Source organism: Pseudoalteromonas sp. 23_GOM-1509m (assembly GCF_000518425.1).
Classification (GTDB): domain Bacteria; phylum Pseudomonadota; class Gammaproteobacteria; order Enterobacterales; family Alteromonadaceae; genus Pseudoalteromonas; species Pseudoalteromonas tetraodonis.
Window position 1 is genome coordinate 562,598 of sequence record NZ_KI912432.1, and the last position, 15,347, is coordinate 577,944.

A 15,347-nucleotide genomic window follows, 5' to 3' on the forward strand; every position below is an offset into this window, starting at 1 on the left:
ATGTGCTGTTCTGTAAGTGAATATAGTAACCTATCAAAAAAACTAAACTGTAAAAATATGTTAGCAACCGAAATTATAAACAGTGATAGCTCACGCAAAATTACTGCCTTAACATCCTCGCAAATTGATATAATATAACATATAATCAAGTTCATTTTTTCATTCTTGTTAATTGTATTTTATGTCATTATCTTTATCGCAAAGTCGCTTGCATCATATTGATCTATTACGCGGCATTATCATCATATTTATGGTGATAGATCACGGCATGTATTATTGTCTAAATTATTCAGTAACTGATCCCATGACCATACCCGGAACAGATGCGCTTACTTTTTTCACACGCTTCATATCGCATTTTTGTGCGCCATTATTTGTATTTTTAGCAGGCCTCTCTGCCGCTATTACAGAGCATAAATACGCGTGTACTCGTCAGTTTGCTAACGCTTTAATAGTTCGAGGCTTAGTGCTTATTTTATTTGAGTTTACAATTGTGTCATGGTCATGGAGTTTTAATCCTCTTTTCCCGATGTTATATGCTCAAGTAATTTGGGCGATTGGCTGGGGCTTTGTGGTGCTTGGCTTGCTTCGCTTAATAGGTATATACCCTGTATTTATAGCTGGGTTATTACTGGTATTTGGTCATAACTTATTAGATGGTATTACCTTTGAAAGTAACACCATCGCGCATACACTGTGGTCTATCGTTCATCAAAAAAATGTATTAGCACTGCCGTTTGGTTTTTCTATTAGAACGACCTACCCCGTTGCGCCTATTGTTGGACTCATGTGTTTGGCTTATTGTGCAGGTGTATATTATAAATCTCAGCATTATAGTAAAAAAGTGATGAATTACGCGTTTATTATGGGTATGAGCTGCCTAGCACTTTATTCAATACTACGCGGCTTTAATTTATACGGTGATATGTCACAGTTTTCTACACATACAGATCCACTGCTGACTATTATGTCGTTTTTAAATCCGACTAAATATCCGTTGTCGTTACAATTTATGTTACTTACTGTAGGGCTTGGTTTAATTGCGCTAAAACTGTTGAGCCACTTAAAGGCTAGTTTTTCGCAAAATTTTCTGCAAGTACTAGGTAAAACCAGCATGTTTTCCTACCTCACTCACTTGTATTTGCTGCATGCTATCAGTTGGCTTTTAATACCTGCTCTTGGATTTAACTTTAGTGATATGACCTATGGTGAAACCCTTGTTGGCTTACCATCAGGGTATGGTATGAGTTATATTGCAACCATGGCGATGATAGCTGTAGTGGTTGTGCTTACCGCCTTACTCGCTAAGCGCTACTTAAACTGGAAATATCGTAATAAAAACAGCCTGATTGCTAAATATATTTAGTTATTACGCTGTTGTTTTTAGTCATTAAAAAAGGCGCTTAAAAAGCGCCTTGCTAACAAGTATGTGTGCTTAGAACATATCTTGATAGGAATTTGTTGTATTGAATATAATTGCTTTTTCAAAGCCTGGCAGCTGAATGCTGTGCTCATCAATAACAATGTCATTTTCATCAATCAGCCCATCACCAAAACGATAAACTAGCGCGTATTGACCTAAATCTGCTTGTTGTTGATAGTGCTGTTGCGCTTCATTTACCGCTGCATGCTTGCTGGTATAAAGCCCCATCATTTCATCGCCATATCGCTTAGCAAGCATCTGCATCGTTACTTTTGCTGAAAGCACTGTGGCTGTTGCATTATTACCACCAAACCCTTTAGAATTTATAAATGCAATATCCATATCACCACAATCATAGTGACTGTTACGAATATCTAAATGATCTGCATAAACATCATCAGCCACTTTATCTATAGTGGTAATACCCGGCATAATATTATGACTAAATACACCTAAGGCAATGGCAAGCTGATCGCCACTGGCAGGTGCTATAGTATGGCCAACATACGCTTTAGGGGCGGTTACTTTCCAATTATCTATTGCAAATGTTTGCGCTACTTTATGATAAATTAACGACTCAGTTACGCGGTTTTGTGGTGTGCTTGAACCATGGGCTAAAATAAAGCTACGTTGCTGTAATGCCTCTTTACCTAGTAAGCTACTGGCAAGTGCAGCCGATTTTGCCATGGTAATGTAGTTACCAGGCCCAGGTGAAGTAATTGATTTTTTTACTCCATCGGCGTTAACAAATACATCAGGCACACAGCCCATAATGTCTGCACCTAGTTCAAGTGCCAGCGCATCATCCATTAATATAGCCACTTGTGCGCCTTCACCTAAAGTAAAGCCACAGTTTTCGCCAAATGGGCGGCTGCTTCTACGATAATCAGGTTCATCGTCATTACTTAAATCATCTAAGCGGCGCAAACCTTCAATATTAGCCAGCGCACTCATATTGCCAAAGCCTTCAACCACTTCAGGGGTAATCGCACATTCTACACTTGCCACAATTGCAACACGTGTGCGCCCTGCTTGTATATCATTTACTGCTGCGCGCAAGTTATATAAAAAAGTAGCACACGCACCCGATGTAGAAAAAGTAGTCCCTACATTGCCCGTAACATAGGCATTGATAAAATCGGTCGACATTGTATTTAAACCCAGTGCTAGCTGCTTAGTGCTGACGCGATCACCCTGCTGGCGCGCTTTGACTAACCCACCTAAGCCTTTATCGTCCATTTGGCCAATAACCGATGCTGAATAGGTACCAATTTTATCAGGCTCAACACTATTCATAATGTATTGCCAATCAAGTCCGGTTGATTTTATTGCATCGGTGGCAGCAAAAATAGTGGCTTGTAAACCACGAGGTTGGTAGCGGCTATTGTACATAATTGACGGATCAAACCCTGTGGGTAGTTGCCCAGCAGATTTAATTGGGTTATCACGAGTAGAATCATGTTTAATATCAAATTGAGCAGCAATAGTTACTTTCACTTTTTTATTTTCAAGCTCTTCTACGTGCCAACTTTCAGGAACTGGCGAAGGTAAATCACGACGGCGTGTTTCAAACACAATCGCGTTTTCATCCGATGCGGTTAACGTCATTTTTTGCTGCCATAGCGTGGCATCTACATCAAAATGTTGTTTTTCAATTTTGCGAATTAATGTACCTGCAATAATTTGCTCACCAAAACGTGCTTCTATGTCGCTTTGCTCAACATTATTGCCTTGCATGTCTTGTAGTTGTCCATTCACAACACTCACTAAATTCATTAATGTGGCGAGGCCTAAAAATGTTTCTTGGCGAGCTTGAGACTCTAAGCTATCTAACACGATACGACGATAACCTTGATGAAAAGAAGTACGGCCAGCGGCATTAATGCCTCCCATGCCGACAATGACGGGTAATGCGGTCATAATTTACCTTTAAAAAAACGTGTTATAAGAATATGGAGTTAGTTTAAATGGATTACGCACATATCTTTGTGCTTTAATAGCCAAATATTAAGCACAAAAGGCCAGAAACAACTGGTCGGAGCATTTAAATGAGCAATAATCCAACAAATCCACCATTAAATATAGCCATTGCTGTTTACTCGCATCTACTGGTAACTAGTTTAACCCTGCCAATTGAAATGCTCCGAGCAGGTGAAGCGTTTGCCAAGGGGCACACTAGTAAACAACACTTTAGGGCGCTGAATATTCATTTAATTGCTAAAAATATGGCTCCTATTGCAACCAGAACAGGTTTAGCCATCGTGCCTGATTGCAGCAGTGATAACGCCCCCTATTGCGATTTAATCATTGTTCCGGGTATTTGGCGTAATCCACGGCCTGTTGTTAAAACGAATCAACCAATAGTTAATTGGCTCAATGAGAGTTTTACCATGGGAAGCCATATTATTGGTGTTGGTACCGGCAATTGTTTGCTCGCAGAAGCCGGTTTACTTGATGGTCACCCTGCAACCACTCACTGGCATTATGCCAAGCAATTTTCTCAAGATTATCCAAACGTTAGCTTAAAACCTGATTTTTTTATTACCCAATCAGAGCGTATGTATACGGTAGCCAGTTTAAATGCCTTAGCTGACGTTATTGTTCATATTATTAGCCAATACTATGGTAAAGAAGCGGCGCAGCATGTTGAGCGGAACTTTTCACATGAAATACGTAAACCCTACGAAGATCAACGCTATTTAGAAGGCGCCGTTAACCGACATGCTGATGAACTTATTGCACAAATACAATTTTGGTTAAAAACTAATTTATCTAGTGAGTTAGATTTACAAGAAGTCGCGGCACAATTTAGCTTAAGCTACCGCACGTTTACACGCAGGTTTCGACTTGCTACAAATCAAAGCCCTATAGAGTACTGGCAGCAGCTACGTGTTGAAGGTGCAAAAGAATTACTGGCCTCATCGAACTTATCAATTCAGGAAGTCGCGTTAGAAGTTGGTTATAACGATCAAGGGCATTTAACCCGTGTGTTTAAAAAGGTATTGAGCCAAACCCCGAGCGAATACAGAAAAGTAGTCAGACGAAAGTTATTTGGTTAATGTTTCTTTGCCCTTGTTTGATATTTTAGTCAGGCCGTTGACAACGCAGTTTCGACCGTTGTTTTTAGCTAAATATAAATAATTATCGGCTAATCTTAAAATTTCACTCAGGTGAGTATGCTCATGTGCATCAATACCGACCAAGCCAATACTGATAGTGATGTTTAACGTGCTCTGCATATAAGTAAATTGATGATTTTGTATGTCAGTTCTTAGCTTATCCATTGTGATTATAGCGACCTCTATGTCGTCATTTACCACCAATGTAAATTCTTCACCGCCAAAACGATAAACATGTTCATCGCCTAAATGTTTTTTAAATAACTGTGTTAAATGTACCAGCACTGCATCACCGGCATCGTGCCCATATTTATCGTTTACTTTTTTAAAAAAATCCAAATCAGCTAAGGCAAAACAATAGGGGTTAGAAAAGTCGATATGGTTATGAAAATGGCTTTTAAAAGCACGCCGGTTATAAGCCTGCGTTAAGCTGTCGCGTAATGCTAAATTAATAATTTCCTCTTGATTAGAGGCTCTCATCGATTCAAAAACATGTGAAACACCCCATACAATAATATACGTCAGAGAAAGATTAATGATGAGCTTAAAATTTATTTCAACTGACCGTTTGTCGATCACATAAAACAGCAGTAACAACGTAATCAAAAAGCTAAAGCTGCTTATAAAGCCATGCTTTTTTCCAAACAATAAGTAAACCAATACAGGAAGAGTACACACCCAATGCGATATGCCAGTCTCTAAGTTAATTGCGGTGATAGCAAGCAACACAACTGCAAAGTAAGTATAAATAACAGCATAGCGATGCCATAATTTAGAGCGGTTTGTTCTCGTTTGGTGATACGTATAAATACAAAAAAAAGCTAATGCGAGTTCAATAAAGCCCAAAACATAATTTTTACTCATAAACACATTAACGTAAGCGACAACTAAAGCAACTAATGTAATTATTAAGCTTATATTTTTGAATACGGTTAATCTGACTGATTCTGTTTTATCAAATGAATGCTGATGCATTAATATCCCTCTAAATTATTACCTCCCATAAACTTCAGGCATATCAGCCTAGCATTAAAAAATAGATAATAACTACAACTTATATGTAAGCCTACTTACTATAACAGCTAATATTAGCCTAAATTTAAATATGCGTGAACAAAGATTGATAGGCCTTGATTAGATCTTTTTATATATATAAATTATAGTATTACTCATTAGGTGTAGTGGTATTAACATAGGGAGATAGCCGATGGATGAATTAACCAATTTGCTTGTCGAACAACACAACAATGCATCCATTAAGGCTAAACTAGCTAACTTACTCACTTTGGTCCGTAAACATTTAGATATGGATGTTGCTTTTATATCTGAATTTATTAACGATGAGCGTGTTTTTAAAGTGGTCGATAACCCCTCTGAAAACCAAATTGTTAAAGTGGGTAATGCCGATCCGATTAATGAAACGTATTGCCAACAAATCACCGACAACAAGCTTAGCCCTATTATTACTAATACCAAAGCAAACCCAATAACCAAAGCGATGCCGGTTACAAAAAAATTAGGTATAGGGGCATATATAGGTGTACCTATCAACCTGTCGAACGGTAAATTATATGGTACGTTTTGTTGTTATAAATCACACCATGATGAGAGCTTAAATGAGCGCGATTTATCTTTTTTAAATATTATTTCAGAAATAGCGACCGGATTAATTGAAAAGAGTTTAGATAAAAGCGTACCGTACAACCACACAAAATCAACTATTGAGCAAATTATTAGCGATAATGATATTAGTATCTATTTTCAGCCTATTTATAGTCAACTAAATAATAAAGTTGTAGGTTTTGAATCACTTGCTCGGTTTTTTACCACCCCTTATAAAACCCCTGATATCTGGTTTGAAGAAGCGAGTAAGGTGGGTTTAAGTGAATCATTAGAAATGCTGGCCATTAAAAATGCAGTAGCCAATATGGCAAAGTTTAATAATACAACTTACATTGCCATTAATTGCTCGCCTTCGCACATTCTTAGCGGTGCACTTGAACGAACATTACAACAGATTGACTGCACTAGGCTGGTATTAGAAATTACTGAACATTCGCCAATTTCTAATTACGAAAAAATGCGAGCTGCACTTAGGCCTCTCAGAAACAAAGGTCTGCGCTTGGCCATTGACGATGTAGGCGCTGGCTTTTCCTCATTTCAGCACATACTAGAGCTTGAGGCCGATATTATAAAATTAGATATTAGCCTGACTCAAAATATAAACACAGACGATCGTAAATTTTTACTGGCAAAAGCACTGTGTGGATTTGCAAAAGCAATCGACTGCACCATTGTTGCCGAAGGGATCGAAACCGCAGAAGAACTAAACTCGTTAAGAATACTCAATGTAGACAGTGTACAAGGTTATTTTATTGGCCGCCCCGCACCAATTGAAGATGCGCTTAGCTTCCAAAACAAAGCACTACCCGCATAAAAACGCCACTAATTAGTGGCGCTCGGTATCAATACTGTCTTTTCGATAATAGCGTTTATGATAACTTTTCACTTTAGCATGCACGCCTTTACTTAAGCTTTTAAACTTAGCTTCTAGCACGTCAACGCCGTATAAAATACCCACCACAAGCACCGAGAGCTTAATAGCAGCCCCGAGGTTTTCGGTTGCTATCATCACGCCAATGGAAGCCAGCACCCAAATGGTGGCAGCAGAGGTAACCCCGACTACCGCACCGTCTTTTGCGAGCATTACGCCTGCGCCTAAAAAGCCGATGCCGGTAATTATTTGCCCGACTACGCGAGAATGATCAATCACATCCCCTTGTAAATTAAACGCAGTCGATAAAAACAAGTAAGTACCTAAGGTGATCAGCGCAGAGGTACGGATCCCTACAGGTTTGCCACGCAATTGTCGTTCTATACCAATAATAGCGCCACAAAAAGCCGCCGTACCAATGGCTGCCCACGAGTATGGGGCTACATCGATAAAATCTAAAAATGTCACTTAAAATCCTAATCTATTATTTTTTACCAATAGCAACTGCCGTTCTAAGCCTTTGACTACCAAAAGCCGACATTTTACTAAAATCGCTGCGTGCAATTGGCACATATTGACAGTCAATCGCTAATTGATTGTCGTTACCTGGTTCGCAAAACGGGTCATGTACGTACACACAGTGCGCATCTAGATGAGTAACACATACCCAATGCGGTGATTTTTTTCCATCAAACCGATAAGTACTTATTAACAGCAACACACTAAAACCTTGGTTTAACCACGTTTCTATATCGGTTAGTTCAACATCTTTGTAGGTAACAGAAATATTAGCCGAGGCTATGCCTTCAACAAATTGCTGATGTACTGTCGCCAGCACCGTTTTTTTATTATCACTGCGTACCCCATCTAAAAATAATGGCTCTGAGGTATTAACAATAACCTCACTTTTAAATCCCCGTTTATTTGCAGCCAATGCCAAGCCAAACGGATGACAACCGCCATGTCCCGAGGTCATAAAAATAGTGGTGCCTTCACGCCATAAAACTAATTCATGTGACTGACTCAGCTCTGTGCTGTTATCAAGCGAGCCCATTGCCATTAATAATGCCGCAGGCCCACAGGTAAACTCAGTAGTTTGCTGATACCATGGCGTTAAACGCTCAACTTGCAACTCGCTGGTTTGGCGAATGTTTTTTTGCATGCGCAAGGCATCACTGTGATCATCGTAATAATCACTGTACTGACCAAAAACACGATATCCTACACTTTTATAAAGCCCTATGGCGCTGTCGTTATTTACTGCCACTTCTAAACGCAAATAAATACGCCCACGCTCACTAGTGGCTTTTTCAAGGGCTTTAAGCAGCGTTTTAGCGATTCCTTTGCCCTGCATCGTCGGTAATACGGCTAACGAATACAAACGCGCTAACCGCGTGCCTTTGTGGCACCACACCAAACCGTAACCACATAATTGCGCATTATGCTCGGCGACTAATAAAATCCCATGTTTAGCACTAAGCCAACGCTTTAAACTTCGCGCACTAAGCTTATCGTTACTAAAGCAGGCACTTTCAAGCGCCACTAAGGCTTTTAAATCACTCGCGCTTGCAGGGCGAATACTAATACCCGCTCCTGCCAAAATCGTTATATCAGACAATGCGTTAAGCATTAGCCGCGACCTCGTGCTTCAAGGCGCTGTTTAAACTCATCCATAATGATCATGTATAACTCATCACCTAAGTAACCATCTTCTACTTTGTGATCAATACTTGGGTTATCGTTTACTTCCAACACATACGCACGGCCTTGATGCTCTTTTACATCCACACCGTATAAACCCTTACCCACGGTTTTACATGCTTTTAAAGCAGCATCCAGTACAGCTTTAGGTAATTCAAACGTCGGCAATGTTTCAAAGCCACCCGAGAAAAACCGTTTCGCGTCATGGTTATATATTTGCCAATGGTTACGCGCCATTAAATAACGACACGCATAAATAGCACGGCCATTAAGTACCCCTACACGCCAATCATATTCTGTGTACATGTACTCTTGCGCCAGAACTAACGCACTTAAAGCAAATAATTCACTAAGCTTAGCTTCTAATTCATCACGATTAGCAACTTTATACACGCCTTTTGAAAACGACCCTTCTGGCATTTTTAATACCAGCGGATAAGTAAACGACGCTTCTAGTTGCTCAATTGTGTCTTTTGATTGATCTGCCACCACCACGGTTTTTAAACTCGGTACTTTTTGATAATTGAATGCATCATGTAAGTACACTTTATTACAGCATCGTAAAATAGACTCCGCATCATCAATCACCACTAAACCTAAGCTTTGCGCTTTACTTGCAAGACGGTAGGTTGGGTGATCAATCGCTGTTGTTTGGCGAATAAACAACGCATCAAATTGGGCAATATTGTCTATTTCCTCAAAGCTGAGTGCTTTTGCGTTAATACCATGTTTCGCTGCTGCTTTTATAAAACGGGCTATTGCATCTTTATCACTTGGCGGTACTTTTTCGTTATGATCAACCAATATCGCCATATCCCAACGAAAACGGCGCTCTACTTTACCAATACGCCATTGCGTTTGGGTAAACTCATTTAGCTTTTCAATAAACGCAGCATATTGCTGCTCGCTTAGGGACGCTAATGATCCTTGTTGTAATAGGCCTTGCTCATCAACAAATAAAATAGGTGCCGGATATTGTTTAAATACCGATTTAGCGGCTTTAGCTTGTTGATCATTTCCCGCATGACCAAAATAAACAGCACCATCAATATGGCCAATATTTTGTAATGACGCTTGATTGCTTCGAAGCGCGTTAATTGTTTTTACACTCGGTAATACTTGGTGCTTGCGCGCCTCAGCAAGTAACGAACAGTAATAGCCTTTACTTAAATACTGGCTAGCATCACATAGATTTATTATGCGGGTTTTTGGTTCGTTGCGTTTTGGGTAGTCACGCAAATAGGTGTTAAAGGTAATGACATTTTCAAATGAAAGAGCAAGCGTTTGCTCATTGTTATCAACCACAATTAAGGTTTTAAACACGACTTTTCCTAGTTAAGTCAAAATATACAAAGCAGCCTTGCTAATCAGTTAGCTCAGCGAATAAAACAGCAAATAGAAACACCCATCGCACTAAGTGCAGCATTTAGCAAATCACTTAATACGATAGGTGCTTTAACGAATATCTACTATAAACGTTAGCGCTTAAATTGCTTAAGCGACAGGTGATTTATATGCCCTTTTTTAGATGCGCACAAACGAGATATTTTTAGCGTAAAGATAAAAATTTTTGATGAACTTTTTTATTGCTAATTTGTGTTTTAAAATAGCCAAAATTTAATACTAAAAGTGATCATCATGTCTCTTCCCGCTTGTCCTAAATGCCAATGTGAATACGTTTACGAAGACCAGCAGCTGCTTATTTGCCCAGAATGTGCCTATGAGTGGAACCCGAATGTTACTAATGACGAAGACGCTATTTTAGTGAAAGACGCAAACGGCACTTTACTTGCTGATGGCGACAAAGTAACCGTAGCTAAAGATTTAAAAATTAAAGGTAGCTCACAAGTTATTAAAATTGGCACCAAGGCCTTAGTAAGACGTGTACTTGATAAAAAAGATCATGAGCTTGACTGTAAAGTAGATGGCATAGGTGAAATGATGGTGACGGCTAAATTTGTTAAAAAAGCCTAAACCCATTGAGATAAACAATTAAATACAGCAATAACCTGCGTAATCTTGGCGCTTTATTACATTAACAAACTGACATCCACTTTAACTGATTGATTTTAATTGCCTTTTAAAAATTTTAAAATCTATATTCAGTTCTCATAGTGGTGTGTTAGTTGTCTAGTATTACTACTTCTGCTTTGTGAAAGTGTGTTTTTGCGCTTTGCAAAACATCGGCAGTAAACTTTGAGTTTGGCACTGGTATATCAATAACATTGCCACTTTTACAAAATAAAGTAACGGTATTTGACGCTAGCTGTATTTTAATTATCGCCCCTTTAGGAATAAGCTGCATTCTACTTTTATTATTATTGAACCAGTGAGGTTTTTTGCAAAGTAGAACGTTTTCTCCAATATCAGAAAAAACACGCTCAGGCCTAAACGTTAAGTACTTTATAATTAAAGCCGTGAGTAAAACACCCGTAATTGTGACGGTAAAAATCCCTATCTCCATAATATTCCTTTAAATTTATGTCCTTTATTTAACTGCTTATCCGTTAATGATTATCAGACTCAAGCAAATCTTATAAGTTCACGCTATAAATGCCTTAGTTGTGATTGAGTGAAACCGGCTAACATCGAGTTATAAACACTCCTTAACTAGTTTATTATATTAGCTTATTAGATAACACAGTTAATGTTTCATCGTAAGCGCGTTGATTAAAATTATTCGAATGCGGGTTCATAAAACCATGCAAATAATCAACACACTTAGCGGAAACATTAGGCTTTGTTGCCTAATTTGCGAGCTGTAAAAACAAATGCCCTTAGCTATCGTTTTAATCGCCGGATGTGCAGACATTGACCAAATTGCCGATGCGCCAACACTAAAACCAATCAATATGATGTTACCAGCGAGTGGTTTAATCGTTTTTTGTAAAATAGCTACATACTCATCAAGGCCAGTATGCTGACTAAAATACTCATAGGCCTGCTGTTCACTGTTAAATGCCATATCAACCCCGCCATAGGGATCGACAATAAACTGAGCGTTTAGTTCTTCAGCTAATGCTTTTAAAGCCGCTGTTTTACCAAATATATCACTAACCAAAACTAAGTTCATAAACGGCTCATCTTTAATTTTATTCTTTAAGTTTCAGGCAATTATTTAACAAAGAGGCCTACGAGATGCTGCGTCTCAGCGTAAGAGACAAATAAATACTACATTCAAAGCACTTTAACCACATCGTAACTATGTTTTACATCACCGAGTGTTAAACTAACTTCATCATCGACTTGTTTACCTAATAACTGTTGGCCTAATGGTGCACCAGAGGTAAGTACTTGAATAGTTGTGCCTTTAATATCAACGGTTAATCCACCAGCTGCAGGGCCTAAATAAAACCATTTTTGTGTGCCTGCATCATCTTCTAAACACACCAATGAACTGACTGCTATTGTGCCTGTAACGACGTCGTTGTAGATGGCTTCAAATAGTTGTATTTCTTTATAACACTCATTCACCCGATCAGCGTGACCTTGCGCTAAATACGCAGCTTCAAGCCCGAGCGTATCATATTGAGTTTCTGCAATACTTTCTTCGTGGGTCGCGGTATCGTGGGCTGTTTGAGCTGCAATTTTCGCAGTATTAAGCTGCTCTTCTAAGGCAAAACGCAGGTGCTCTGTAACATGGGCTTTATTCATTTGGAAATTCACTAAATACGGTAAAATAATTTGCCATTTTAGCATTGTTGCTACACCTAACACTATCCCTTTGCTGTGTAACAACAATGCTGATTTAAGCCTATGGCATATCCATTAATGCCTGCGTTTGCTGATCCACTTGCTTATCGTAGTTTTTAGCACTTAACCCAAGTAGCTCGGGTAATGTTGCAGCAATACAAATGGACGATAACGTGCCTACGACTATTCCTGCAAACAGAGCAATTGCAAATCCCTGAAGCGGAGCCCCTGCTAACAGCCAAACACTTGCCACCGTTGCGAGCGTAGTCCCGGAGGTAATAAGCGTACGAGTTAAGGTGCTTTTAATAGCACTGTTGATAATACTGCTTGGTTTGAGTGTGATGTTTGTTGGTATGCGCAACAGCTCGCGCACCCTATCTCCAACTATTATTGAGTCATTTAGTGAGTAGCCAATAATCGCCAACAAACTGGCTAAAACAGTTAGGTTAAACTCTATTTGTAACCATGAGAATAAGCCAACCACCAGCACTAAGTCATGAAATAAAGCCACCACAGAGCCTAATGCCAAACGCCATTCAAAACGAACAGCTAAATAAATCATTACCGCGACCATCGCAGCAAATAATGCTAAGCAGCCTTGTTCAAATAGTTCATCACCCACTTGAGAGCCAATATAAGCCGATGATAAAACCTCAGCATTTATAGTTGGGTTTTGGATTATAGCCGTTTTCCAGTCATCGTTATTGCTTGTATTATTGGGGCCTTGTGTTAGTTGAAAATGATTATTGCCCTGTGCTGTTAGCTCAAATTCACCCTGATGATTTTTTGCAATAAATTGCTCAAGCTGTTTTAGTTCAACACCTTGGCTGGTGGTAAACTCTGTTAAGTATCCACCCGTAAAATCAAGGCCAAAGTTTAGCCCTTTTTGTGCAATGGTGAATACCGACAACAACACAAATATGGCGCTGATCAGCATGCCTGTATAACGTATACCAGACCCTGCCTCACATTTTAAAAAAGAATTAAGCATGCGCGTTTACTCCTGCTTTTTTACCCAGCTTTAAATATAAGCTTTGGCTTAAATATTTCGATACATACACACCAGTAAATACCGATGTGATAAGTCCCAGCGCCAGCGTTATAGCAAAGCCTTTTACAGGGCCATAACCTATGCCATATAAAATAATCGCGGTGATCATCGTGGTAATATTGGCATCTAAAATCGTATTCGCTGCCTGTTTATAGCCCTCTTGTATCGCTTGATATGGAGGGCGTCCTTTGCGGCGCTCTTCTTTTATACGTTCAAATATAATCACGTTAGTATCAACCGCCATTCCTATGGTTAGCACCAAACCTGCAATACCAGGAAGTGTTAAAACCACCCCAGGTAATAATGACATTAACCCCACTAAAGACGTTAAATTTAAAACTAACGCAACATTTGCAATAAGCCCTAAACGACGATACCACAGCGCCATAAAGGCAAGCGTTAACCCCATGCCTAACATTAACGCCGCCAATCCATTGTTAATGTTGTCTTGGCCAAGGTTTGGACCAATAGTTTGTTCATGTACTATGGTCACTGGCGCCGTAAGCGATCCTGCACGGAGTAATAGCGCTAAATCGGCAGCCGCTTGCTGGCTTTGCATATTGGTTATACTAAAGCGTGAGCTTAAATGCTGGGCTATATTCGCCACATTAATGACTTCGCTTTTTTTAACCACTTCACCTTTAGCATTTTGTGAATACTCTGAATAGAGCGTTGCCATCGGCTTGCCTATATTCGCCTTAGAAAACGCCGACATAGCATCGCCACCTTGGCTATCTAGGCTCAGTTGTACTAAAGGTTTACCCCAGTCATCACGGCCAATATTGGCATTATTAATATGCTCACCAGTAAAAATAGGCACAGGGTCGAGCTTAATAGTCCCACCCGATTGCAAATTAAATGTTTGCCCGCCAATCTCTTTAAGTTGATAAAACCCAAGTGACGCGGTAGCACCAATAATACGTTTTGCCTCGGCTGGGTCTTGGACGCCGGGTAGCTCAATGCGAATGCGCTGCTTACCTTGGCGCTGTGTAACCGCCTCGGTAATTCCTAACTCTTCAATGCGTGAGCGAAGCGTAGTGAGTGTTTGGCTCATGACTTGTTTATCAAATGCGCTGCGCCCTTGCTCAGAATAACTCACTTTAACGACCTGTAAGTTGCCATGAGTTGATGTGGTTATAGTTAGATTTTCAAAGCGGCTTTTAAGGTCGTTAATAACTGAGGTTAGCTTTTCGGCTGCATTTTCTAATGCACTTATTTCAAAGCCTTGGTTAGTTTGCTTTGCTTTAACACCATAGGCTTTTTGTTTAACAATAATGGCTTTCGTTTGCTGGTAAGCACTGAGTAATTGCTCATCAATGGCTTTATCTAAATCAACATCAAGTACAAACAATACCCCGCCGTTTAAATCAAGACCCAGCTTTATGGGCGATAAACCAAACTCTTGTAACCAAACAGGGCTGGTTGCATGTTCTACAATTTTAACTTGTGTATTTGGGTAATTCGATTTTATAGCCGCTTGAGCTTGGGCACTTTGCGTAGGTGTATTTAAAAGCACATTAATTGTTGCTTGGTTTTCTACCCCTTGGCTGACCTCAAAACCTTGGCTATTTAAAAAGCGCACTATGTTTTCAGTACTTGGTATTGATTGTGTTTTAACCTCAGGTGCGGCACTAATATGCAACCACGATTTATTCGGGTATAAATTAGGTAAAGCGCTTATTGCCAGTAAAACCAATACAACCAACATGGCTACATAGCTTAATTTAAATTTAGCCATAAATGGCTTTTTTTGTTTTTTTAAACTTAACATAGTTGTTCCTTATTACTCGGCATAGCCCAGTAACGTACCTATTAGGCACAATTAAACTTAAGGTCAAAACGCGATGCGTTAAAACCAATTAACGA

General features: G+C 39.5%; 14 protein-coding genes. 4 read left to right on the forward strand and 10 right to left on the reverse strand.

Going from position 1 to position 15,347, the window contains the following annotated elements; translation table 11 throughout:
• Window positions 1–181 precede the first annotated feature (181 nt).
• The gene (locus N523_RS0113185) at window positions 182–1,366 is read left to right on the forward strand and encodes a DUF1624 domain-containing protein (RefSeq protein ID WP_028835303.1); all 1,185 of its coding nucleotides are present in this window, start codon (window positions 182–184) and stop codon (window positions 1,364–1,366) included.
• 69 nt (window positions 1,367–1,435) lie between these two features.
• Here N523_RS0113185 and N523_RS0113190 read toward each other — a convergent pair whose 3' ends face one another.
• Window positions 1,436–3,343 (reverse strand): beta-ketoacyl synthase, encoded by a 1,908-nt coding sequence (locus N523_RS0113190; protein ID WP_028835304.1) that lies wholly within the window; start codon window positions 3,341–3,343, stop codon window positions 1,436–1,438.
• Window positions 3,344–3,471: 128 nt separating this feature from the next.
• Here N523_RS0113190 and N523_RS0113195 point away from each other — a divergent pair, with 128 nt between their 5' ends.
• Window positions 3,472–4,482, forward strand: coding sequence for a GlxA family transcriptional regulator (locus N523_RS0113195; RefSeq protein ID WP_008110511.1), 1,011 nt, complete (start codon window positions 3,472–3,474; stop codon window positions 4,480–4,482).
• On the opposite strand, the gene N523_RS19680 is transcribed toward N523_RS0113195, so the two are convergent.
• On the reverse strand, window positions 4,471–5,517 hold the full coding sequence (locus N523_RS19680; protein ID WP_028835305.1) for a GGDEF domain-containing protein: 1,047 nt from the start codon (window positions 5,515–5,517) through the stop codon (window positions 4,471–4,473). The genes N523_RS0113195 and N523_RS19680 overlap by 12 nt on opposite strands.
• A 232-nt stretch (window positions 5,518–5,749) precedes the next feature.
• On the opposite strand from N523_RS19680, the gene N523_RS0113205 reads away from it, so the two are divergent.
• Complete coding sequence (locus N523_RS0113205) at window positions 5,750–6,979, forward strand: sensor domain-containing phosphodiesterase (protein ID WP_028835306.1); 1,230 nt, start codon at window positions 5,750–5,752, stop codon at window positions 6,977–6,979.
• Between the two features lie 12 nt (window positions 6,980–6,991).
• On the opposite strand, the gene N523_RS0113210 is transcribed toward N523_RS0113205, so the two are convergent.
• The 3 genes from N523_RS0113210 to N523_RS0113220 are packed head-to-tail and all read right to left on the reverse strand — an operon-like array spanning window position 6,992 to window position 10,060.
• On the reverse strand, window positions 6,992–7,504 hold the full coding sequence (locus N523_RS0113210) for an MgtC/SapB family protein (protein WP_013464839.1): 513 nt from the start codon (window positions 7,502–7,504) through the stop codon (window positions 6,992–6,994).
• A 16-nt stretch (window positions 7,505–7,520) separates the two neighbouring features.
• A complete protein-coding gene (locus N523_RS0113215; RefSeq protein ID WP_036950535.1) occupies window positions 7,521–8,666 on the reverse strand; it encodes a GNAT family N-acetyltransferase/peptidase C39 family protein in 1,146 nt (381 codons plus the stop codon).
• Complete coding sequence (locus N523_RS0113220; protein ID WP_028835308.1) at window positions 8,666–10,060, reverse strand: RimK family protein; 1,395 nt, start codon at window positions 10,058–10,060, stop codon at window positions 8,666–8,668. Before N523_RS0113220 ends, N523_RS0113215 begins: the two co-directional genes overlap by 1 nt.
• Window positions 10,061–10,375: 315 nt before the next feature.
• Here N523_RS0113220 and N523_RS0113225 point away from each other — a divergent pair, with 315 nt between their 5' ends.
• Window positions 10,376–10,711, forward strand: a complete 336-nt coding sequence (locus N523_RS0113225) for a zinc ribbon domain-containing protein YjdM (protein WP_013464836.1) — start codon at window positions 10,376–10,378, stop codon at window positions 10,709–10,711.
• A gap of 148 nt (window positions 10,712–10,859) precedes the next feature.
• Here the strand turns inward: N523_RS0113225 and N523_RS19685 are convergent, their stop codons facing one another.
• The 5 genes from N523_RS19685 to secD form a co-directional block, all read right to left on the reverse strand.
• Window positions 10,860–11,201, reverse strand: a complete 342-nt coding sequence (locus N523_RS19685; protein ID WP_231485830.1) for a hypothetical protein — start codon at window positions 11,199–11,201, stop codon at window positions 10,860–10,862.
• A gap of 228 nt (window positions 11,202–11,429) precedes the next feature.
• Window positions 11,430–11,810: a hypothetical protein gene (locus N523_RS19090; RefSeq protein WP_231485832.1), complete on the reverse strand. Its 381-nt coding sequence runs from the start codon at window positions 11,808–11,810 to the stop codon at window positions 11,430–11,432.
• A 104-nt stretch (window positions 11,811–11,914) separates the two neighbouring features.
• A complete protein-coding gene (locus tag N523_RS0113240; protein ID WP_013464833.1) occupies window positions 11,915–12,391 on the reverse strand; it encodes a GreA/GreB family elongation factor in 477 nt (158 codons plus the stop codon).
• Between the two features lie 100 nt (window positions 12,392–12,491).
• Entirely contained in the window at window positions 12,492–13,421 is a 930-nt protein-coding gene (secF, locus tag N523_RS0113245) for a protein translocase subunit SecF (RefSeq protein ID WP_028835309.1), read from the reverse strand.
• Entirely contained in the window at window positions 13,414–15,252 is a 1,839-nt protein-coding gene (gene secD, locus N523_RS0113250) for a protein translocase subunit SecD (RefSeq protein WP_028835310.1), read from the reverse strand. Before secD ends, secF begins: the two co-directional genes overlap by 8 nt.
• Window positions 15,253–15,347 lie beyond the last annotated feature (95 nt).